This window comes from Cognatishimia sp. SS12, assembly GCF_028369055.1.
GTDB lineage: Bacteria > Pseudomonadota > Alphaproteobacteria > Rhodobacterales > Rhodobacteraceae > Cognatishimia.
Genome location: NZ_JAQNCZ010000002.1, coordinates 143477 through 165574, shown reverse-complemented (window position 1 = coordinate 165574; position 22098 = coordinate 143477). Strand labels below are relative to the sequence as shown.

Genomic DNA, 22098 nt, shown 5'->3' with positions numbered 1-22098 from the left:
TCTCCATATGCTCATCTGGGCGCCCAATACTATATAGATCGACTATGGACAAACACACGGGTCAAAAACGCGCAATCCAATATTTATTTCCGCCGATCGACCCCTTCGATCAGCGCATGATGGACATGGGCGATGGCCATTCGATCTATGTCGAACAGTCCGGCAATCCAAACGGCTTGCCTGTCGTCGTGCTCCATGGCGGTCCGGGGGGCGGATGCAGCCCCGCGATGCGGCGCTATTTTGATCCCAGAACCTATCGCATCATCCTGTTTGATCAGCGTGGCTGTGGCCGCTCGCGCCCGCATGCTGCGGTGGAAAACAACACCACCTGGCATCTGGTGGCCGACATTGAACGGATTCGCGAGGCGCTGGGCATAGAGCAATGGGTCGTGTTTGGTGGCAGCTGGGGGGCCACGCTTGCGTTGATTTATGCGCAGACCCACCCGGATCGGCCGGCGGCACTGGTGCTGCGCGGCGTGTTTCTCATGACAGAGGCGGAACTGCGCTGGTTCTACGGTGGTGGCGCTGGCGCGTTTTGGCCCGAAACCTGGGCGCGCTTTGAAGGGTTGATCCCCCCGGAAGAGCGCGGTGACATGGTGCGCGCCTATCATGATCGTCTGTTTTCTGGCGACCGGGAGACCGAGGTCCGTTATGCCCGCGCTTGGGCGTCGTGGGAAAACGCAATGGCTTCGATGCAATCGGCGGGCGCTACAAGCCATGCACCAGCAGAATATGCGCGGGCCTTTGCGCGGCTGGAAAATCATTACTTCATCAACAATGGGTTTCTGGATTTTGATGGTCAGATCCTCGCGCATATGGATCGGATCAGCCATATTCCCGGGGCCATTGTGCAGGGGCGCTATGATATGATCTGCCCGCCGCGCGCCGCCTATGAATTAGCCAAACGCTGGCCCGCTGGGCGCTTGCGGATGATCGGCGATGCGGGTCACGCGCTGAGCGAGCCGGGCATCAGCGCCGAACTTGTTGAAATCATGAAAGAACTTCCAAAGCTCTGACTGGTCGGGTGATTTTGGCACCTGTACGCTCGGGCTTGAATATCTCTGCAAAGCAGGCTTTGCTGACCCGGGGCACGCGCGCGACAGAAAGGCATGAGTGACGGATGCAGCGGTTTGACAGACGGAGTTTGCTAAAGACGGGTGCTGCCGCCGGTCTGTTTGCGGCTGCCGGTCTTCCGCTTACTGCCGGGCCAAAGCGTGGCGGCGTCTTACGTCTGGGCTTGGCCGGGGCCCATCCAACGGACAGTTGGGACAGCCGCAGTCATGTGGATGCCTTTATGATCATCGCGGGTCACGGCGCGGTGTTTGACACGCTAACCCAGGTTTCGGCCACCGGCGAATTGGCGGGTGAGCTGGCCGAAAGCTGGCAGGCCGCGCCGGATGCGCAAAGCTGGGTGTTCAAACTGCGGCGCGATGCCGAATTTCACAATGGCAAACCTTTTGTGGCCGAAGATGTGATCGCATCGCTTCGTTTGCATCTGGATGTCTCCGCCGCCTCGCCGGCCCGTCATATCGTTGCGTCGATTGCGCAGATGACGGCCGTGTCCGATCACGAGCTGCGGTTTGACCTGACAGCGCCAAATGCGGATTTCCCCTTTCTTTTGTCAGACTATCACCTGTGTATTTATCCTGCGGGGCAGATCGCCGAGGCGATGCGCCAAGGCATCGGCACCGGGCTTTACAAAGTGATCCGCTTTGAACCGGGCCAACGCGCGCTGTTGGCACGGGTATCGGGGCATTACAAAGACGGACAGGCAGGCTGGTTTGATGCCGTGGAGTTGCACGCGATGCCCGACCATGCACAGCGCATGGCAGCGCTGAGCAAAGGGCAGGTGGATGCCATCAATCAGCTCGCTCCCGGCGCGAGCGATCACATCTCACGGACTCCGGCGCTGGCGCTGGCAGAGGTGACAGGCAGCCAACATTTTGGCCTGCCGATGCGCAGCGATATCGCGCCCTTTTATGACCCCGACGTGCGCCGCGCGCTGAAACATGCCATCGACCGGCCGACCTTTTTGGATCAGGTTTTGGGCGGGCATGGTGCCATTGCCCATGACCAACCCATTGGTCCGGCCAATCAGTTTTACCTGCCCGAGCTATCAGGCCATAGCTATGACCCCGAAAAGGCGCGGTTTTTGCTGCGTCGCGCTGGGCTGGGTGGGCATCGCTTTGAGCTCACGCTTTCAGAGGCGGCCTTTCCACTGCCCGAGGCGGGCGTTGCGCAATTGAAAGATGCCTTTGCCAAGGCGGGTGTGAACGTTGGTTTCCGGCAGGCTCAGGCACCGGGCTATTGGGCTGGGGCATGGGGGGCCTCCCCTTGGCGCGCCAGCCGGTGGTCGGGCCGCGCCACCGAGGATTGGATGTTCAGCGCCTCGGCGCAGACGGGTGCCGCCTGGAACGAAACCCACTGGGATAACGCGCGCTTCCAGCAGATGCTGCTGGCCGCGCGCGCCGAGCTTTCGACAGCGCGGCGCCGGGCGCTTTACCATGATATGCAGGTTCTGATGTCGCAAGAGGGCGGCGCATTGATACCTGTGTTTGCGAATTTCCTGGATGCGCATCACACGCGGCTGGCGCATGGGCCGGTGCTGGGCAACCTGCATGGCATGGACAGCGCGCGTTTGATCGAACGCTGGTGGCTGAAAGAAAGCGCCTGAACCAAGCGCCGATTAGGGGATCGCCGCGAATCCCGCTAACGTGGTCTGGCAGTGGAGGAGGACCATTATGAGCGATAACCCCAGTATCACCGCGCGCGAAAACGGCCCGCTTGTGGTCAAAGGCGTGAGCCGCATGCAAGGGCGCGACGGCGAAGAGGTGGAGTGCAAACCCGTTATGGCGCTGTGCCGCTGCGGTCATTCCGGCAACAAACCCTTTTGCGATGGCAGCCACAGTAAGGTGGGGTTTGACAGTAGCGCTGGCACCCCGGCCGGGCGCGACCGCCTGCTGAACTACGTGGGCAAAGACATCACCGTGACGTTCAATCCGCTGCTTTGCTCGCATGCCGCGCAATGCGGCAAGCTGGCGAAACATATCTTTAATGCAGCGGAAAAACCTTGGGTGCAGCCAGACAATGGCACGGTAGAGGAGGTGCGCGAAGTGATCGCTGCCTGTCCCTCGGGCGCGCTGGCGCTGACAGAGGAAGAGGGGCCGCATCTGTTTCCAGACCGGGCCGAGATCACAGTTGAGAAAAACGGTCCCTACTGGGTGCTGGATGTGACCGCGCCCGCGCCAACACAGGCCGAACGTCAATCGGAACGTAAATTCGTGCTCTGTCGGTGCGGCAAATCTGGCAATAAGCCTTATTGCGACGGCACCCATCGCGACGCCAAGTGGCGCGACGACTGATCAGCTTGGGCGGGCAGGGCGATTTGCCGCTCTGCATATCCTTTGCGCAGCCAGGCGAGGCAAAAGGCCCAAATGCCCAGAGCTTCGAGCCAGAAAATAATATGCAGGTTTTCCACCAGACTGCGGGCGGAAAACCAGTCAAAGGCGCGCATGAATGAGGCAAATGTAGCGGCGAGCCCGGCTGAGATCACCATCCAGCCGCAGATGCGATAGATGCGCCGGTCTGCGGCGCTGGCGGTTTCGGCAAAGCGGATCAGGCAAAAGGCGGTGAGTGCCGTCAAAAACACGAAGGACGACAGAAAATGCAGCGTCACGCTGATCCGGTCGTCCATGATGGCGTGAAAAAAGGTTTCGACGCCGCGTGTGTGCGGCTTGTTTGGAAACAGCGCCAACCCGATGGAGGCCAGCCCGGCTGACAGGCCCAAAACATCCTGCTGCCACGCTGATCTGCGCGGCCGGTCGCCGCGATAGAACATCAGGAATATCCCGATTGCCACCAGCGCCCCAACCACAAAATCGCGCATTGAGGAAAAGTAATAATCGCTGATCGAGGGCAACACCGCCCCTTCGGTGATATATCCGCCAAGCAGGATCACAATGGGAAAGGCCGCCGCAATCAGGCCAAGGGCGGTACGAATTTTGAAATAGGTCGTCAAATAGGCTGTCGTATCAATCTGGTGCATTGCAAAGCCGCTCTGAAAATCGAAAATTGGTTTGGGCAAATAGGCCTGTCCATTTAGGCGTGCATCGGTTTAAGAAGCAGTTAAATGACAAGGGTCTTGCAGACTCAGAACGAAGCTCGTATACCGCCCCTCAACAGCGGCGCGCTTAGCTCTGGTTTGGCGCACCACCGAGAAATATCGACGGGCCGCGGGCCCGTTTTTTTGTGTTTGGATGAATTCATGAGCACCCTGATTGCAAAATCTGCGATGGATCGCCGGCTGGCCGATATCGTGGCCCCTGTCATCGAGGACATGGGCTTTGAATTGGTGCGCCTGCGGTTGCAGGGCGGTAAGACGCACACGCTGCAGATTATGGCCGAACGCCCCGATGGCGGCATCGAAGTGGATGAATGCGCGCAGATCAGCAATGCGATCAGCGCGGTGTTGGATGTTGAAGACCCATTGGTGGACTCTTATGTCCTCGAAGTGGGCAGCCCCGGCATTGACCGGCCGCTGACCCGGTTGAAGGATTTTGAGACCTTCGAAGGTTATGACGCCAAGATCGAAACCACTGAGTTGATCGACGGGCAGCGCCGCTTTCGCGGCATTCTGGCTGGCGTTGAGAACGAAGAAATCCTGATCAACATTGATCAGGGCACCGTTGGACTACAGTTTGATTGGCTGTCCGACGCCAAGCTGGTCCTGACCGATGAGCTGATCGCCGAGATGCTGAAACAGCGCAAGGCGACGGGTGCTTTGAACGAAGATAATTTTGACGATATCGAAACCGAGTCCGGTTCTGAGGAGACTGAGTAAATGGCAATTACTTCTGCAAACCAGTTGGAGCTTTTGCAAACCGCTGAGGCCGTGGCCCGCGAAAAGATGATCGACCCGGGTCTGGTTGTCGAAGCGATGGAAGAGTCGCTGGCGCGCGCCGCCAAGTCCCGCTACGGCGCGGAAATGGATATTCGCGTGTCCATCGACCGCAAGACCGGCAAAGCCACTTTCACCCGTGTGCGCACCGTGGTCGAAGACGAAGAGCTGGAAAACTATCAGGCGGAAATGAGCGTCGAGCAGGCCAAGCAATATCTTGAGGCCCCTGCTGTTGGCGACACCTATGTCGAAGAAATTCCGCCGGTCGAATTGGGCCGGATCGCGGCACAATCCGCCAAGCAGGTTATTCTGCAGAAAGTGCGCGAAGCAGAGCGTGACCGCCAGTACGAAGAATTCAAAGACCGCGCCGGCACCATCATCAATGGTTTGGTGAAGCGTGAAGAATACGGCAACGTGATTGTGGATGTGGGTCGCGGCGAAGCGATCCTGCGTCGCAACGAGAAAATCGGCCGCGAATCCTATCGCCCGAATGACCGTATTCGTGTCTACATCAAAGATGTGCGCCGCGAGACCCGCGGCCCGCAAATCTTCCTGTCGCGCACCGCGCCAGAGTTCATGGCGGAACTCTTCAAGATGGAAGTGCCAGAAATCTATGACGGCATCATCGACATCAAGGCCGTCGCGCGTGATCCGGGTTCTCGTGCCAAGATCGCCGTGATCTCCTATGACAACTCGATTGATCCGGTCGGGGCCTGTGTTGGTATGCGCGGCTCGCGCGTGCAGGCGGTTGTAAACGAACTCCAGGGTGAAAAGATCGACATCATTCCTTGGAATGAAGATCAGCCAACCTTCCTTGTGAACGCGCTGCAACCTGCGGAAGTGACCAAGGTGGTTCTGGACGAAGAAGCCGGCAAGATCGAAGTTGTCGTGCCCGAAGAACAGCTGTCGCTGGCCATCGGTCGCCGTGGTCAGAACGTGCGTCTGGCCTCGCAGCTGACGGGTCTGGACATCGACATCATGACCGAAGCGGAAGAATCCGCCCGGCGTCAGAAAGAATTCGAAGTGCGCACCAAACTCTTTGTGGATGCGCTCGATATCGACGAATTCTTTGCCCAGCTTCTGGTCTCCGAAGGCTTCACCAACCTGGAAGAAGTCGCCTATGTCGAAATCGACGAGCTTCTGGTGATTGACGGCGTTGACGAAGGCACCGCAGGGGAGCTTCAGGCGCGTGCGCGCGATTATCTGGAAGCGGCAGCAAAAGCAGCCCTCGAAGCGGCCCGTGCGCTCGGCGCAGAGGACAGCCTGATTGAATTTGAAGGCCTGAGTGCCCAAATGGTAGAAGCACTGGCAAAAGACGACGTGAAAACGCTCGAAGATTTTGCCACCTGCGCCGACTGGGAACTGGCCGGCGGCTGGACCACGGTGGATGGCCAGCGCAGCAAAGATGACGGTGTTCTGGAACCTTTCGGTATCACCCTCGAAGAAGCGCAGGACATGATCATGACCGCGCGTGTGATGCTGGGCTGGGTTGATCCCGAGGAGCTTCTGGGCACCACCGAGGAGGAGGACGCGAGCGAAGACGCTGCTGAAACCGAGGCGGACGCCTGATTGACACCTCTGTAGGAACGGCACGACATGGCGCGCGGCGGACAGGATAAACACCGGGAAGATGGCCCGGAACGCAAATGCATCGCCACTGGCGAGAGCCAGCCCAAATTTGGGCTGGTGCGTTTCGTGGTTGGCCCGGATGACATGGTTTATCCCGATATCCTGGGCAAATTGCCCGGGCGCGGGATGTGGGTTGCGGCGGACCGCAAGGCCATCGAAACCGCCGCCAAGAAAGGGCTGTTCGCGCGGGCGGCCAAGCAGCAGGTCAAAGTGCCTGACGGTTTGGTCGACGAGGTGGAAAAACAATTGGCCCGGCGCGTGGTTGACCTGATCAGCCTCGCCCGGAAATCCGGTGACGCGATCACGGGATATGAAAAAGTGAAGGACTGGTTGTCCAAAGAGGTGGCCGAAGTCCTGATTCAAGCCGTGGACGGTTCTGGCCGCGGTAAGACCAAACTGAGCACGCCACACTACGGTTCTTATATCGGGTGGTTGACGGCAGATGAGCTTGGTTTGGCTTTCGGACGACAAAACGTGATACATGGGGCGCTTGCGTCTGGTGGACTCACGCAACGTGTTGTAGAGGAAGCCCAACGACTAAAGGGCATACGCGAAATTGCGGCGGCAGGGGCCGTCGGAAAGGGTAAGACAGCTACATGAGCGATAACGACGGTAAAAAGACACTGGGTCTGCGAGGCGCTGGCGCCCGCCCTGGCAATGTAAAGCAAAGCTTCAGCCACGGCCGGACCAAGAACGTCGTGGTAGAAACCAAACGCAAACGTGTTGTGGTTCCCAAACCCGGCGCGTCCAAGCCGGGCACCGGAGGCTCCCGTCCGGGGGGCGATCCTTCCAAGCGACCGGCCGGCATTTCTGATGCTGAAATGGAGCGCCGCCTGAAGGCACTTCAGGCCGCGAAAGCGCGCGAAGCCGAAGAGGCAGAGCGCCGCGCAGCGGAAGAAAAGCAACGTGAAGAAGAACGCAACCGCCGTCGTGCCGAGGCTGAGGCCAAGGAACGCGAGCAGCGCGAAGCTGAACAGCGGGCCCGCGAAAAGGCCGAGGCCGACGAACGCGCGCGTGTCGAAGCGGAAGAGGCCAGCAAACGCGCGGCCGCTGCGGCTGCGGCAGCGAAAGAAGCGCCAAAAGCGGACGCAGCGCCACGCCGCGATCTGTCCAATAAACCTGCGCCGGCCGCAACGCCGCGCAAATCTGATCGCGAACGCGAGCAGCGCGGCCGTGGCCGCGGCCAAGACGATGGTCGCCGCTCTGGCAAGCTGACGCTGAGCCAGGCAACCGGCGGGGCCGGTGGTCGTCAAAAATCCATGGCCGCGATGAAGCGCAAACAAGAGCGCGCGCGGCAGAAAGCCATGGGTGGCCCGGTTGAACGTGAAAAGGTGATCCGTGACGTGCAGCTGCCAGAGGCGATTTTGGTCTCTGAATTGGCGAACCGCATGGCGGAGCGTGCAGCTGACGTGGTGAAATCGCTCATGCAAATGGGCATGATGGTGACGCAAAACCAAAGCATCGACGCGGACACTGCCGAACTGATCATCGAAGAATTCGGCCACAAGGTCGTGCGTGTTTCCGACTCGGATGTCGAAGATGTCATCACCGACGTTGCGGACCAGGACGACGACCTGAAGCCGCGTCCGCCGGTCATCACCATCATGGGCCACGTTGACCATGGTAAAACTTCGCTCTTGGACGCGATCCGCGACGCTAAGGTTGTGGCGGGCGAAGCTGGCGGCATCACCCAGCACATCGGTGCGTATCAGGTGACAACCGACAGCGGCGCTGTCCTGTCGTTCCTGGATACGCCGGGCCACGCGGCCTTCACCTCCATGCGCTCGCGCGGGGCACAGGTCACGGATATCGTGGTTCTGGTTGTGGCGGCGGATGACTCGGTCATGCCGCAGACCATCGAGGCGATCAACCACGCGAAAGCGGCCGAAGTGCCGATGATCGTGGCGATCAACAAGATCGACAAACCCGCAGCAGACCCGAACAAAGTGCGCGCAGAACTGCTGCAGCACGAGGTGATCGTCGAAGCGATGTCCGGCGAAGTGCAGGATGTTGAGGTTTCGGCCGTGACCGGTCAGGGCCTGGACGAGCTGCTGGAAGCCATTGCGCTGCAGTCGGAAATTCTGGAACTGAAAGCCAACCCAGATCGCGCCGCACAGGGTGCCGTGATCGAGGCGCAGCTGGACGTTGGCCGCGGCCCTGTTGCCACCGTTCTGGTGCAAAAGGGGACGCTGCGCCAAGGCGATATCTTTGTTGTGGGTGAGCAGTACGGTAAGGTCCGTGCGCTGATCAATGATAAGGGCGAGCGCGTTCAAGAAGCGGGTCCATCGGTTCCTGTAGAGGTTCTGGGCCTGAACGGCACACCCGAAGCCGGCGACGTTTTGAATGTGACCGAGACCGAAGCGCAGGCGCGTGAGATCGCGGAATATCGCGAGCAGGCAGCCAAAGACAAACGCGCTGCGGCCGGTGCGGCCACCACGCTTGAACAGCTGATGCAGAAGGCCAAGGATGATGAAAGCGTCTCCGAGCTGCCAATCCTGGTGAAAGCTGATGTGCAAGGGTCCGCCGAAGCGATCGTGCAAGCCATGGAAAAAATCGGCAACGATGAGGTGCGCGTGCGCGTGCTGCACTCCGGTGTGGGTGCGATCACCGAATCCGACATCGGTCTGGCGGAAGCCTCCGGTGCGCCTGTCATGGGCTTCAACGTCCGGGCCAACGCCTCTGCACGCAACACTGCGAACCAGAAGGGCATCGAGATCCGCTATTATTCGGTCATCTATGACCTTGTGGATGATGTGAAAGCTGCGGCCTCTGGCCTGCTGTCTGCCGAGATCAAAGAGAACTTCATTGGCTATGCCAACATCAAGGACGTCTTCAAAGTGTCCAATGTGGGCAAGGTTGCGGGTTGTCTTGTGACCGAAGGGGTGGCGCGCCGCTCTGCTGGTGTGCGCCTCTTGCGCGACAACGTGGTGATCCACGAAGGCACGCTGAAAACCCTCAAGCGCTTCAAGGACGAAGTGGCTGAGGTGCAATCCGGTCAGGAATGCGGCATGGCCTTTGAGAACTATGACGATATCCGCGCTGGCGATGTGATCGAGATCTTTGAGCGCGAAGAAGTTGAGCGTTCGCTGGACTGATCATTGTGACATGAACAAGAAAACGCCGCCTCAAAGTGAGGCGGCGTTTTTGTTTGCACCTAACCCAATCTACAGATCCAACTCAGCATGCGCCTGGTGAGAGTGGGATGGGATCGGCTTATACGGGTTTGCCCTGAAAGTTTTGATTGCCAACGCGCACGACAATCCGGCCGTTTGGCAGAGATTTCACAAAGAATCCCTGAACAGAGATGCAACTTCCCAGGATGATTGTCTTCAACATATGCATTCCCCCATAGCGGCATGGATTTTGATATTGCGCTGTAAAATGTGGCAAAGCCGTCATGGTATCGCCACATTATTGACATAATATCAAAGACACGGGGCTAATCCAAAGGATTAGTATTGATCTAACCGATAGGATAGGGGCGGCCTACAGCCAGTCGCGCAATATCGGGATCAGCGGAATGTCTGCTGGTGGCATCGGATAATCGCGAAAATCCTTTGGATAGACCCACTTAAGCACTTGCCCCTCTTTCGGTTGGGGTGTGCCATCCCATTTGCGGCAGGCGAAAAGTGGCATCAAAAGATGAAAATCATCATAGCTGTGCGATGCAAATGTCAGCGGCGCAAGGCAGCTTTGCCAGGTATCAATGCCCAATTCTTCATGCAGCTCGCGAATCAGCGCCGCTTCGGGGGTTTCTCCGGCTTCGATCTTGCCGCCCGGAAACTCCCACAGCCCCGCCATGGATTTCCCCTTCGGGCGCTGCGCCAGCAGCACCCGCCCGTCGCGGTCAATCAGCGCCACGGCAGAAACTAAAATGGTTTTCATCGGTCAGCCCTTGCGCGTCAGGAGCGGTAATCCGCATTGATTGAGATATACCCGTGGGTCAAATCGCAGGTCCATACTGTGGCTGTGCCCGACCCCAGTCCAAGGTCAACGCTGATCTGAAGCTCTTGCGCTGTCATATAGCTGGCACCCGCCTCCTCAGAATAGCTTTCGGCGACCCAGCCATTTTCGGCCACAAGAATGTCGCCAAACCGAATGGCCAGTTTGTCCCGATCTGCGGCGGCCCCGGATTTGCCGATCGCCATGACAATGCGGCCCCAATTGGGGTCTTCGCCCGCGATCGCGGTTTTCACCAGAGGTGAATTGGCAATTGCCAGCGCGTGGGTGCGTGCGTCCGCATCGTCCGCAGCGCCGGTAACGGCAACCTCGACGAATTTGGTTGCGCCTTCGCCGTCCCTGACCACCAGATGCGCCAGCTCAAGCATCACGTCATGTAGCGCACTGCGAAAGCCGCTGTGGCCTGCATCCACAACAACGCCTGAGGCCCCTGTTGCGCCCAGCAGAAGTGTGTCGGAGGTCGATGTATCGCTGTCCACGGTGATGCTGTTAAAGGTCACATCTGTCAGATCAGAGAGCAGGCTCTGCAGGTCCGGCTGGGCAATCTTGGCGTCGGTAAAGATATACACCAGCATTGTGGCCATATCCGGCGCAATCATGCCCGAGCCCTTGGCGATCCCCGCGATTTTCACCGGCTGGCCGTCGATCTCAACTTGCGCGGTGGCCCCTTTGGCAAAGGTGTCGGTTGTCATGATCGCTTGCGCGGCGGCTTCGATCTCACTTTCGGACAGCCCGTCCACCAATTCGCCGATCTTGGCCGTGATACGGTCATGCGGCAGCCGCTCCCCGATCACGCCGGTCGACGAGGTAAAGACCCGCGCCGCAGGCAGACCGGTGCCCTCAGAGACCGCATCGCAAATCGCCGCCACGGAGCCTTCGCCCGCCTTGCCGGTAAAGGCATTGGAGTTGCCCGAATTGATGATAAAGGCCGCGCCCGCGTCTGAGGCGCTGCCAATCTTGGTCTGACAATCCAGCACATTGGCCGAGCGGGTGGCGGATTTTGTGAACACCCCCGCCACGCTGCTGCCCGGGGCCAACGTGATCAGGCAGACATCTTTGCGGTTTTGGTATTTCACACCCGCTTCCACCGCCGCAAATGCCACGCCGCCAATCACCGGCAGGTCTGGAAACGTGGCAGGGGCCAGCGGCGAGACTTTGTCGACTTTTGCCAAAGATCAGTTCTCCAGAATATCGGCTTGTTTCAGCACCGCAGGGTCCAGACCCTCAGCACCGGCACGGTCAATCTCTGCTGTTTCGGTCAAGCGTGCGATTTCCGCTTCGATCACGGCGCGCTGTACATCGCCTTCGATCTCGGCGCGCACTGCGTCAAGCGCTGGCGCCGCCTGGGTGCGGCTATCGTTCAGGCGAATGACATGCCAGCCAAACTGGGTCTGTACGGGGTCAGAGACCTCTTCGACCGCGAGGCTCGCGACCGCAGTTTCAAAGGCGGGCACCATCTGGCCCGGTCCAAACCAGCCGAGTTCGCCACCATTGGGGCCAGACGGGCCGGTGGATTTTTCCTTGGCGGTTTCGGCAAAATCTGCGCCGCCCCGCACCGCTTCGGCGATGGCGGTGGCCTCTTCTTCGCTGGCCACGAGGATGTGGGACGCATTGTATTCCGGCGCACCTTCGAAATCTGCGTATTTCGCGTCATAGGCGGTCTGAATGGCGGCATCCGTCACCTGATCCTCGATGAGGTCTTGCAGCACTTCGGCGGACAAGAGCGCAACACGCTGGTTTTCCAGCGCCAGCGTCACACGTTTGGGCGCATCGGCCCCAAAGCTTTGCGCCAGCATCTGTTGCTGGACAAGCTGATCCAGAATGCCGTTGAACAAAACGTCATCAGGAAGTGAAAGATACTGCGGGTTCAGCGTTTCGCGCACTGCGGCCATATGGCCAAGCGTGATGTCTTGGCCGTTTACCGTTGCGACAACCGTGTCTGCATTGGCCGAATCGTCCGAAAGTGCTGGCGTTGCAACGAGCAGGGCAAGCGCTGCACCGCGCAGAAAAGTGGTGGTTTTTGACATCGTATCGTCCTTGGCTTTGGCTGCATGAGCAGGTGACGTTGACACTGTTATATAGGCCCCTTACATCGCTTTGAAGCTTGCGCAAGGTTCGTGTCCCCGTTTGTAGGAGCAGGGGGCCAGACGAGCAAGCGTTAGCGGCGCAAGAAATTGTCAACAAAGGACAAGTGAACATGTTGGGTTTTGGAAAATTGACCAAAATGGTCTTCGGCACACCGAATGACCGCAAGATCAAAGCAACCCGACCGATCGTCGCCAAGATCAACGAGCTTGAAACCGAATATGCGGCGCTGTCCGATGCGCAGCTGATTGCCAAAACCGAAGATTTCAAAGCGCGAATTGCCAAGGGTGAGGCGCTGGATGATATCCTGCCCGACGCCTTTGCCAACTGCCGCGAGGCGGCCAAGCGCGCCCTGGGCCTGCGCGCCTTTGACACCCAGCTCATGGGCGGCATCTTTCTGCATCAGGGCAATATTTCAGAAATGAAAACCGGCGAGGGGAAAACCCTTGTGGCCACCTTCCCGGCCTATCTGAATGCGCTGACTGGCAAGGGCGTGCATATTGTGACGGTGAATGATTATCTTGCCCGCCGCGACGCTGAATGGATGAGCAAGGTTTACAGCGCGCTTGGCATGACCACCGGCGTTGTTTATCCGCAGCAGCCGGATGACGAAAAAAAGCAGGCTTATGCCTGCGACATCACCTATGCCACCAACAACGAGCTGGGCTTTGATTACCTGCGCGACAACATGAAATCCGAACTGGCCGACATGTATCAGCGCGACCATCATTTCGCGATTGTTGACGAAGTTGACTCGATCCTGATTGACGAAGCCCGGACCCCGCTGATCATCTCTGGCCCGGCGCAGGACCGCACCGAGCTTTATCAGTCGATTGATGCGGTGATCCCGGCGATCAGCGAAGAGCATTACACGCTGGATGAAAAAACCCGGAACGTGTCTTTCACCGATGAAGGCAACGATTGGCTCGAAGCGCAACTGCTTGAGCGCGGCATTCTGCCCGAAGGCCAGTCTCTGTATGATCCGGAAAGCACCACGATTGTGCACCACGTCAACCAGGGTCTGCGCGCGCACAAGCTGTTCACCAAAGACAAAGACTATATCGTGCGCGACGATGAGGTGGTTCTGATCGATGAATTCACCGGCCGCATGATGGCGGGCCGCCGCCTGTCCGAAGGGCTGCACCAGGCGATTGAGGCCAAGGAAGGCTGCTCGATCAAGCCGGAAAACGTCACGCTTGCGCAGGTGACATTCCAGAACTTCTTCCGCCTTTATGACAAGCTGGGTGGCATGACCGGCACCGCGTTGACCGAGGCCGAAGAATTTGCCGAGATTTACGGCCTTGGCGTGGTCGAAGTGCCAACAAACCGCCCCATCGCCCGCGTGGACGAAGATGACGCGGTCTATCGTACGGCGCAGGAAAAGTTCAAAGCCATCGTTGAAACTGTCAAAGAGGCCCATGAAAAAGGCCAGCCGACTTTGGTGGGCACCACGTCGATTGAAAAATCCGAATTGCTGTCGCAGCTTCTGCAGCAGGAAGGCATCCCGCACAATGTTCTGAACGCGCGCCAACACGAGCAAGAGGCGCAGATTGTGGCCGACGCTGGTAAGCTGGGCGCTGTCACCATTGCCACCAACATGGCGGGCCGCGGCACCGACATCAAACTGGGCGGCAACGTCGAGTTCAAGATTATGGAGGCGATTGCCGCCGATCCGGACGGCAACCCAGATGAAATCCGCGCGCGTATCGAAGAGGGGCACAAAGCCGATGAAGATGCGGTGAAAGCCGCCGGTGGCCTGTTTGTTCTGGCAACAGAACGTCACGAAAGCCGCCGCATCGACAATCAGCTGCGCGGCCGCTCTGGCCGCCAGGGCGACCCGGGGCGTTCTGCTTTCTTCCTGTCGCTGGAAGATGACCTGATGCGCATCTTTGGGTCTGATCGCCTCGACAAGGTGCTGTCGACACTCGGGATGAAAGAGGGTGAGGCGATTGTGCACCCTTGGGTCAACAAATCGCTGGAGCGCGCGCAGGCCAAAGTCGAGGGTCGCAACTTTGATATCCGCAAACAGTTGCTGAAGTTTGACGATGTGATGAATGACCAGCGCAAGGTGATCTTTAGCCAGCGCCGCGAAATCATGGAAGCCGAGGACCTGTCGGAAATCGTCACCGATATGCGCCATGAGGTCATTGATGATCTCGTGAACCAATATATGCCGCCAAAAACCTATGCGGACCAATGGGATACCGAAGGTCTCGCTATGGCCGCCCGCGAGCAGTTGGGCATCAACGTGCCCGTGGTGGAATGGGCCGCCGAAGAAGGCGTGGACGACGAAGACATTCAGGAACGGCTGGAAAAGGCTGCGGATGAGCTGATGGCGCAGAAAGCGGCGCAATTTGGTGTGCCGCAGCTGCGCAATATCGAAAAGCAGATCCTGCTTCAGATCATCGACAACAAATGGCGCGAGCACCTGTTGACCTTGGAACATCTGCGTTCGGTCGTGGGTTTCCGCGGTTATGCGCAGCGTGATCCGCTTAACGAATATAAGAACGAAGCCTTTCAGCTGTTTGAAAGCATGCTGGATTCGCTGCGCAGTGATGTGACCCGCAATCTTGCGATGATCCGCCCGCTCACCGAAGAAGAGCAGCGCAACATGATCGCAGAAATGCAGGCGCGTCAGGCGGCGATGATGCAAGCGGCGCAGCCCAACGAGCCCACCGCCGAAGCGCCAGAAGCGCAAGTGGCCGGGTTTGATGAAAACGATCCGAACACCTGGGGCAATCCGGGCCGCAACGATGCCTGCCCTTGCGGGTCGGGCAAGAAGTTCAAACATTGCCACGGCAAGCTGGCCTGATCGTTTAGATCGGGGCGACAGCCCAAATCTTCAGGGATTCACCATAAGGGCGCCACATCGGCGCCCTTTTTTCTGTGCAGGCTTGGCCGGTCAGTTTTGGGAGAAATCCGATGAAACTAGTGAGAATTACAGAACGCAGCCGCCGTATCGTTATGGCGGGCGCAACATTTTCGGTTGCGGTTGCCGCCGGGCTTTTTGTGCAGAGCGGCGCGCCGACCGAAGCCGCAGCCGTTGTCGAGGCCCCCGCCAAGACCATAGCGCCGGCAATAAGTGCGTCAAACGGGCTGCCGCAATGGCCGCGTTTTGACGATACCAACACCGCCTTTCCGATCCAGCGTGTGGCGCTGAATGTGGCCAGTGATCAGCCCACGCGCAGCATGCCATCTGAGGTCGCGACACCGCTGTTGCAATGCAGCCCGCGCCTAAGCGCGCAACCGGCTGTTGCCGCGCTGGTCAATCTTGAGGTCACGGCGTCTTGCCTGCCAGGCGCGCGCGTGGTGATTTCGCATGCGGGTCTGAGTTTTACCGAGTTGCTGGATGACGAAGGCGCGCTCGCCATCACCGTGCCTGCGCTGCACGAAGAGGCGCGTTTTGACGTTACATTTCCAAATGGCAACGTGATTGAAACCTCTGCCGCTGTACCCTCGCTGCGGTTTTATGATCGCGCCGCGCTACAGTGGCAGGGCGAAACCGGGCTACAGATCCATGCGCTTGAATTTGGGGCCGAGTATGGCGGCACCGGGCACGTCTGGTACGGCCATAGCCGCGACCTCAGTGCGGTCATCGGCGGCAATGGCGGCTTTCTGCTGCGTTTGGGCGATGGGCTGAGCGAAGTCTCGCAGATGGTTGATGTCTATACCTTCCCTTCAGGCAGCGCCGACCGTGACGGCACCGTAGCGCTTTCGGTCGAAGTGGAGGTGAACGGCAGCAACTGTAACCGCGATATCAGCGCCACAAGCCTGCAAATGCAACGCGGCGGTTCGCCAACCACGCGCGCGCTGGAAATTGCAATGCCAGATTGTGGGGCGACAGGCGACTTTCTGGTGTTGAAAAACCTGCTCCAAGACCTGACAATCGCGCAGAAGTAAAAAAGCGCAAAGCAGGGTTCCAGACATGAAGATCATGCGTGCGGCGGTTTTCGCCGCACTTTCCATTTGCCTGAGCGGTCTGCCAAGCTGGGCGCAAGACATCACCCTGCGCTCGCCCGACGGGGCGGTTGAAATCAACGGCCTGCTCCTTGGCTTTGACGGGGAATTCTATCGCGTCCAAACACGCTATGGGGAGCTCAGCATAGATGGCTCTGGCGTGCAGTGTGAGGGGCCGGGCTGCCCGAACCTGACCGAGTTTGTGGCCGAGGTTTCGATCTCGGGCGCGGCGGGCATGGCGGATGTGTTGATGCCTGCGCTGCTCGACGGTTTTGCGCTGCGTAATGGCTTTAAAGTCGCGCGCTATTCCCATGACCGAACGCATTTCACCTATGAATTCAGCGATCCAGACAGCGGCGCGGCCTTGGCGCGGTTTCACCTGCGCGCCGCCACGAGCGCAGAGGGTTTTGCCGATCTGCTGGCCAACGAAGCTGACATTGCAATGTCCCTGCGCGAAATCCGCGAGGCTGAGGCACGGCTGGGGTATGAGGCCGGGCTCGGCAATCTGCGCGGCAAGAACCGCAGCCGTGTTGTGGCCCTTGACGCGCTGGTGCCCGTCGTTGCGGCAGGCAACCCGGTCACGCGCATTTCGGCGCGCGATCTGGCCTTGGTTTTTGCGGGGCAGATCACCAATTGGCAGGACATTGGCGGCCCGGACGCTCCGATCGCGGTGCATGTGCCCCAGCGGGACACAGGCCTGCTGGAGGCGCTCGAGGACCTTCTGATCCAGCCCGCGAACGTGGCGCTGAGTGACGCTGTGGTGGAACACGCCCAGATGGCCGCGCTGGTAAGCGCGGTGCAGCGGGATCCGTTTGCGATCGGCATGGCCACCCATTCCAGCGCGCGCAGTGCGTCTGTTCTGCCGCTTTCGGGTGGCTGCGGCTTTGGTATTCATGCCAGTCGCCGGGCGATCAAGACCGAAGATTACCCGCTCAACGCGCCCATGTTCCTTTATCTTCCGGCGCGCCGCTTGCCCAAGATGGCGCGGGACTTTCTGGCCTATATGCGCGGGCCTGCCGCGCAGATCGTGATCCGCCGCGCAGGGTTTGTCGACCAATCCCCCGAAGAGATCACTGTTGCGCAACAAGGCGAACGATTTGCCAATGCCATTGCCCAGGCCGGGCAGGCGGTGCCTTTGGAAGATCTGCAGTCTATTGTCGCGCGTCTGGGCCAGCACAGTCGCCTGACGACAACATTCCGCTTTCAGCCGGGCGTTTCGGCGCTGGATGCGCAATCGCGCTCCAACGCCCAGCAGCTGGCGCGGGCGCTGGAGCTGGGCACGTATGACGGGCGCGAGCTTGTGTTTGTCGGGTTCAGCGATGGCGCGGGCTCTGCCGAGGCAAACCGCGAGATTGCCCTGCGCCGTGCCAATGCCGTGAAAACCGCCGTGCTTGCCGCAGCTGAAAACGCCGATACGACCCGGCTTGCGATTGCCGTCGAGGCCTATGGCGAGGCGCTGCCCATGGCCTGTGATGAAAGCGCCTGGGGGCGGCAGGTGAACCGCCGGGTTGAGATCTGGTTGCGCTAAGCGTGCAGCAGCCCTTCGCTGGCAAAACTGATGTGGGTATTGCGCCCAATGATCAGATGGTCGTGCAAGGTGATCGACATCGCCGCCGCGGCCGTGGCGATTTGCGCGGTCATGTGAATATCGGCCTGCGACGGTGTTGGATCGCCGGATGGATGATTGTGCACCAGAATGAGCGCGCTGGCATCCAGCTCTAGGGCGCGTTTGATCACTTCGCGTGGATAGACCGGGACGTGATTGACCGTGCCCTGCGCCTGTGCCTCATCTGCGATCAGCGTGTTCTTGGTGTCCAGAAACAGAATGCGGAACTCTTCGGTGGCGCGATGGCCCATGGTGGCCCGGCAATAATCCAGCAGGGCCTCCCAAGAGCTGAGGACGCGCCGCTGCATCACCCGTGCGCGGGCCAGGCGATGCGCGGCCGCCTCAACGATCTTGAGCTCACAGATGACAGCTGGACCAACCCCGTTGATCTCTCGCAGGCGCGGGGCTGGCGCGGAGATCACAGCATTGAAACTGCCCAGAGATTTCAGCATGCGATGCGCCAGCGGCTTGACGTCTTGCCGGGGCAGGGCGCGAAAAAGCACCAGTTCCAGCAATTCATAATCCGGAACCGCGTCGGCCCCGCCGTCCATGAAACGCGCGCGCAGGCGCTTGCGGTGGTCCGCCAGATAAGAGGGGGTCTTGCCAACGCTGGCCGCCGGCGCGGGCAGATCAAACAGAGGGGGCTGTGGGTGTTTGGAGGCAGGCATAACCGCAGCATGCAGCCTGCGCGTTAGCAAGGGCTTAAAACAAAAAAGGGCGCATCCGCGGATGCGCCCTTTTTGGTGCATTCTCTGCCAATTAGCTTTTCATCGAATCCCAGAAACCTTTGACCGATTTGAAAAAGCTGCTGCTTTCCGGGCTGTTTTCTTCGGACAGCTGATCAAATTCGCGCAGCAGTTCCTTTTGGCGGCTGGTCAGATTGACCGGGGTTTCCACCGCCAGTTCAATGAACATGTCGCCCTGACCTGCGCCGCGCAATGCGGGCATGCCCTTGGAACGCAGACGCATCTGACGGCCTGATTGGCTGCCAGACGGGATCTTTACACGGCTGCGGCCGCCATCAATGGTGGGCACTTCGATGTCCCCGCCGAGTGCAGCTGCGGTCATGGAAACAGGCACACGGCAAAAGAGGTTGGTGCCTTCGCGTTCAAAGATGCTGTGTTTGGCCACTTCGATGAAGATATAAAGATCCCCCGAAGGCCCGCCGCGCAATCCGGCTTCGCCTTCGCCTGCAAGGCGGATACGCGTGCCGGTTTCAACACCAGCCGGGATATTGACCGACAGGGAGCGATCCTTTTCGGTGCGCCCGATGCCGCCACAGTTGCCGCAAGGGTTTTTGATAATCTGGCCAAGGCCGGAACAGGTCGGACAGGTGCGTTCAACGGTAAAGAACCCTTGTTGCGCGCGCACTTTGCCCATGCCGGAACAGGTGGGGCAGGTGGTCGGCTCTGCGCCGCCCTCTGCGCCTGATCCGTTACACGAGGTGCAGCCAACCGAGGTTGGCACCTGAATGGTTTTTTGCAGACCGGAAAAGGCCTCTTCCAGCGTGACGCGCAGGTTGTAACGCAGATCAGAGCCGCGCGCGGCCCGTTGCCGCCCACCGCCACCGCGCTGGCCGCCCATGAAGTCGCCAAACAGGTCGTCGAATACATCCGAAAATGCGCTGGCGAAATCGCCATTGCCGGGATGGCCGCCGCGTGCGCCGCCGCCGCCGCCCATGCCGCCTTCGAAGGCCGCATGACCATATTGATCATAGGCCGCCTTTTTGTTGGCGTCCTTCAGGATCTCATAGGCTTCGTTGGCTTCTTTGAATTTTGATTCTGCGTCCGGGTTGTCGGCATTGCGGTCCGGGTGAAATTCCTTGGCCTTCTTGCGATAGGCCTTTTTGATTTCATCCGCAGAGGCCCCTTTGCCGACGCCGAGCACATCATAGAAGTCGCGTTTTGCCATGGGTTACTCCTCTGGGCCGGAATATGAAAAGGGCCGATCCGGCGAGCGGACCGGCCCGATGTCATGATCCGACCACGTGCTTAGCGCTTGTCGCCGTCCAGATCTTCGAAGTCCGCGTCAACGATGTCGTCATCCGCCGGACCCGCTGCGTCGTCAGCTGCGGCGGGTTCATCCGCGGCTTCCTCAGCAGAGGCTTTGTAGATCGCTTCGCCCAGTTTCATGGCCGCTTCGGTCACGTTCTGAACGCCAGATTTGATCTTGTCGGCGCCTGCTTTTTCGTCTTCCAGATCGTCTTTCAGCGCGGCAATCGCCAGCTCGATCGCTTCGATGGTGGTTGGGTCAACCTTGTCAGAATGCTCTTCCATCGACTTTTCGGTCGAGTGGATCAGGCTTTCTGCCTGGTTGCGTGCTTCCACCAGCTCTTTGCGTTCTTTGTCGGCCTCGGCGTTGGCTTCGGCGTCTTTCACCATTTGCTCAATATCCTCGTCGGACAGACCGCCGGAGGCTTGAATGGTGATGTTCTGCTCTTTGCCGGTGCCCTTGTCCTTGGCGGATACAGACACGATGCCGTTGGCGTCAATGTCAAAGGTCACTTCGATCTGTGGCATGCCGCGCGGTGCGGGCGGGATGTCTTCCAGATTGAATTGGCCAAGGATCTTGTTGTCCGCTGCCATCTCACGCTCACCCTGGAACACACGGATGGTTACGGCGTTCTGGTTGTCTTCGGCGGTCGAGAAGACCTGAGACTTCTTGGTCGGGATGGTGGTGTTGCGGTCAATCAGACGGGTGAACACACCGCCGAGGGTTTCGATACCCAAGGACAGCGGGGTCACGTCCAGCAGAACAACGTCTTTCACGTCACCTTGCAGAACACCGGCCTGAATGGCGGCACCCATGGCCACAACCTCATCCGGGTTCACACCTTTGTGCGGCTCTTTGCCAAAGAATTTTGTGACCTCTTCGATCACCTTTGGCATCCGGGTCATACCACCAACAAGAACAACCTCGTCGATGTCACTTGCGGACAGGCCAGCATCTTTCAGAGCAGCTTGGCATGGTTTCAGCGAGTTTTTGATCAGATCAGAAACCAGCGATTCCAGCTTGGCGCGGGTCAGCTTCATCACCAGGTGAAGCGGCGCGCCGTCTTTGCCCATCGAAATGAACGGTTGGTTGATTTCGGTTTGGGAGGCAGAGGACAACTCGATCTTGGCTTTTTCTGCTGCTTCTTTCAGACGCTGCAGGGCCATCTTGTCTTTGGACAGATCAACGCCGTGCTCTTTTTTGAACGTGTCAGCCAGATAGTTGACGATGCGCATGTCAAAGTCTTCACCACCCAGGAAGGTATCCCCGTTGGTGGATTTGACTTCGAACAGGCCGTCGTCGATCTCAAGGATGGTCACGTCAAATGTACCACCACCAAGGTCATAGACCGCGATGGTTTGGGTTTCTTCTTTGTCCAGACCATAGGCCAGGGCTGCCGCAGTCGGTTCGTTGATGATGCGCAGCACTTCGAGGCCGGCGATTTTGCCGGCGTCTTTGGTGGCCTGACGCTGAGCGTCGTTGAAGTACGCAGGCACGGTGATCACCGCTTGCGTGACTTCTTCGCCAAGATAGGACTCGGCGGTTTCTTTCATTTTGCCCAGAGTGAAGGCAGAGATTTGCGATGGCGAATATTTCTCGCCTTTGCATTCAACCCATGCATCGCCATTGCCGCCGTCGACGATGGCATATGGCACCATTTTCTTGTCTTTCTCGACAGCGGCGTCATCAAAACGGCGGCCGATCAGGCGTTTCACGCCAAAGATGGTGTTTTCTGGGTTGGTGACGGCCTGGCGTTTCGCCGGCTGGCCTACAAGGCGCTCGTCATCCGTGAACGCAACGATCGAAGGCGTAGTGCGTGCGCCTTCGGCGTTTTCGATCACACGTGCTTGTGACCCATCCATGATGGCCACACAGGAGTTCGTTGTACCGAGGTCGATACCAATAACTTTGCCCATATTTGATCCCTTCTGACTTAAGGCGATTTTCAGAGACGCGGACCCATTGCGGCATC

The 22098-nt window shown here is 59.0% G+C and carries 17 protein-coding genes; 10 read left to right on the top strand and 7 right to left on the bottom strand.

The window, feature by feature from the left end:
- The first annotated feature begins 44 nt into the window (after positions 1-44).
- The 3 genes from pip to N6L24_RS05355 all read left to right on the top strand — a co-directional run bounded on the left by pip (position 45) and on the right by N6L24_RS05355 (position 3362).
- Positions 45-1016, top strand: a complete 972-nt coding sequence (gene pip / locus N6L24_RS05365) for a prolyl aminopeptidase (RefSeq protein ID WP_271843633.1) — start codon at positions 45-47, stop codon at positions 1014-1016.
- Positions 1017-1144: 128 nt separating this feature from the next.
- Complete coding sequence (locus N6L24_RS05360) at positions 1145-2674, top strand: ABC transporter substrate-binding protein (protein ID WP_334312313.1); 1530 nt, start codon at positions 1145-1147, stop codon at positions 2672-2674.
- Positions 2675-2741: 67 nt separating this feature from the next.
- Positions 2742-3362 carry a CDGSH iron-sulfur domain-containing protein gene (locus N6L24_RS05355; protein ID WP_271843631.1) on the top strand — a complete coding sequence of 207 codons (621 nt, stop codon included), beginning with the start codon at positions 2742-2744 and terminating at the stop codon, positions 3360-3362.
- On the opposite strand, the gene N6L24_RS05350 is transcribed toward N6L24_RS05355, so the two are convergent.
- The gene (locus N6L24_RS05350; protein WP_271843630.1) at positions 3317-4045 is read right to left on the bottom strand and encodes a hypothetical protein; all 729 of its coding nucleotides are present in this window, start codon (positions 4043-4045) and stop codon (positions 3317-3319) included. The two genes, N6L24_RS05355 and N6L24_RS05350, sit on opposite strands and share 46 nt — an antisense overlap.
- Positions 4046-4264: 219 nt before the next feature.
- Between N6L24_RS05350 and rimP the strand changes: the two genes are divergently transcribed.
- Genes rimP through infB form a run of 4 tightly spaced genes read left to right on the top strand, consistent with a single transcriptional unit; the run spans position 4265 to position 9621 of the window.
- Complete coding sequence (rimP, locus tag N6L24_RS05345) at positions 4265-4840, top strand: ribosome maturation factor RimP (RefSeq protein WP_271843629.1); 576 nt, start codon at positions 4265-4267, stop codon at positions 4838-4840.
- On the top strand, positions 4841-6466 hold the full coding sequence (nusA, locus tag N6L24_RS05340) for a transcription termination factor NusA (protein ID WP_271843628.1): 1626 nt from the start codon (positions 4841-4843) through the stop codon (positions 6464-6466). It abuts the gene before it with no gap.
- 27 nt (positions 6467-6493) lie between these two features.
- The gene (locus N6L24_RS05335; protein ID WP_271843627.1) at positions 6494-7126 is read left to right on the top strand and encodes an RNA-binding protein; all 633 of its coding nucleotides are present in this window, start codon (positions 6494-6496) and stop codon (positions 7124-7126) included.
- Positions 7123-9621, top strand: coding sequence for a translation initiation factor IF-2 (infB, locus tag N6L24_RS05330; protein WP_271843626.1), 2499 nt, complete (start codon positions 7123-7125; stop codon positions 9619-9621). The genes N6L24_RS05335 and infB overlap by 4 nt, the downstream gene beginning before the upstream one ends.
- A gap of 391 nt (positions 9622-10012) precedes the next feature.
- Here infB and mutT read toward each other — a convergent pair whose 3' ends face one another.
- Genes mutT through N6L24_RS05315 form a run of 3 tightly spaced genes read right to left on the bottom strand, consistent with a single transcriptional unit; the run spans position 10013 to position 12513 of the window.
- Positions 10013-10411 carry an 8-oxo-dGTP diphosphatase MutT gene (mutT, locus tag N6L24_RS05325; RefSeq protein WP_271843625.1) on the bottom strand — a complete coding sequence of 133 codons (399 nt, stop codon included), beginning with the start codon at positions 10409-10411 and terminating at the stop codon, positions 10013-10015.
- 17 nt (positions 10412-10428) lie between these two features.
- On the bottom strand, positions 10429-11658 hold the full coding sequence (gene argJ / locus N6L24_RS05320; RefSeq protein ID WP_271843624.1) for a bifunctional glutamate N-acetyltransferase/amino-acid acetyltransferase ArgJ: 1230 nt from the start codon (positions 11656-11658) through the stop codon (positions 10429-10431).
- 3 nt (positions 11659-11661) lie between these two features.
- The gene (locus N6L24_RS05315) at positions 11662-12513 is read right to left on the bottom strand and encodes a peptidylprolyl isomerase (RefSeq protein WP_271843623.1); all 852 of its coding nucleotides are present in this window, start codon (positions 12511-12513) and stop codon (positions 11662-11664) included.
- Between the two features lie 170 nt (positions 12514-12683).
- Between N6L24_RS05315 and secA the strand changes: the two genes are divergently transcribed.
- The 3 genes from secA to N6L24_RS05300 all read left to right on the top strand — a co-directional run bounded on the left by secA (position 12684) and on the right by N6L24_RS05300 (position 18056).
- Positions 12684-15383 carry a preprotein translocase subunit SecA gene (gene secA / locus N6L24_RS05310; RefSeq protein ID WP_271843622.1) on the top strand — a complete coding sequence of 900 codons (2700 nt, stop codon included), beginning with the start codon at positions 12684-12686 and terminating at the stop codon, positions 15381-15383.
- Between the two features lie 110 nt (positions 15384-15493).
- A complete protein-coding gene (locus N6L24_RS05305; RefSeq protein WP_271843621.1) occupies positions 15494-16471 on the top strand; it encodes a translocase in 978 nt (325 codons plus the stop codon).
- A gap of 25 nt (positions 16472-16496) precedes the next feature.
- A complete protein-coding gene (locus N6L24_RS05300) occupies positions 16497-18056 on the top strand; it encodes a phosphate ABC transporter substrate-binding/OmpA family protein (protein ID WP_271843620.1) in 1560 nt (519 codons plus the stop codon).
- Here the strand turns inward: N6L24_RS05300 and radC are convergent.
- The 3 genes from radC to dnaK form a co-directional block, all read right to left on the bottom strand.
- Positions 18053-18802 (bottom strand): RadC family protein, encoded by a 750-nt coding sequence (gene radC, locus N6L24_RS05295; RefSeq protein WP_271843619.1) that lies wholly within the window; start codon positions 18800-18802, stop codon positions 18053-18055. The genes N6L24_RS05300 and radC overlap by 4 nt on opposite strands.
- A 91-nt stretch (positions 18803-18893) precedes the next feature.
- Entirely contained in the window at positions 18894-20045 is a 1152-nt protein-coding gene (dnaJ, locus tag N6L24_RS05290; RefSeq protein ID WP_271843618.1) for a molecular chaperone DnaJ, read from the bottom strand.
- 80 nt (positions 20046-20125) lie between these two features.
- Positions 20126-22042: a molecular chaperone DnaK gene (gene dnaK / locus N6L24_RS05285; protein ID WP_271843617.1), complete on the bottom strand. Its 1917-nt coding sequence runs from the start codon at positions 22040-22042 to the stop codon at positions 20126-20128.
- Positions 22043-22098 lie beyond the last annotated feature (56 nt).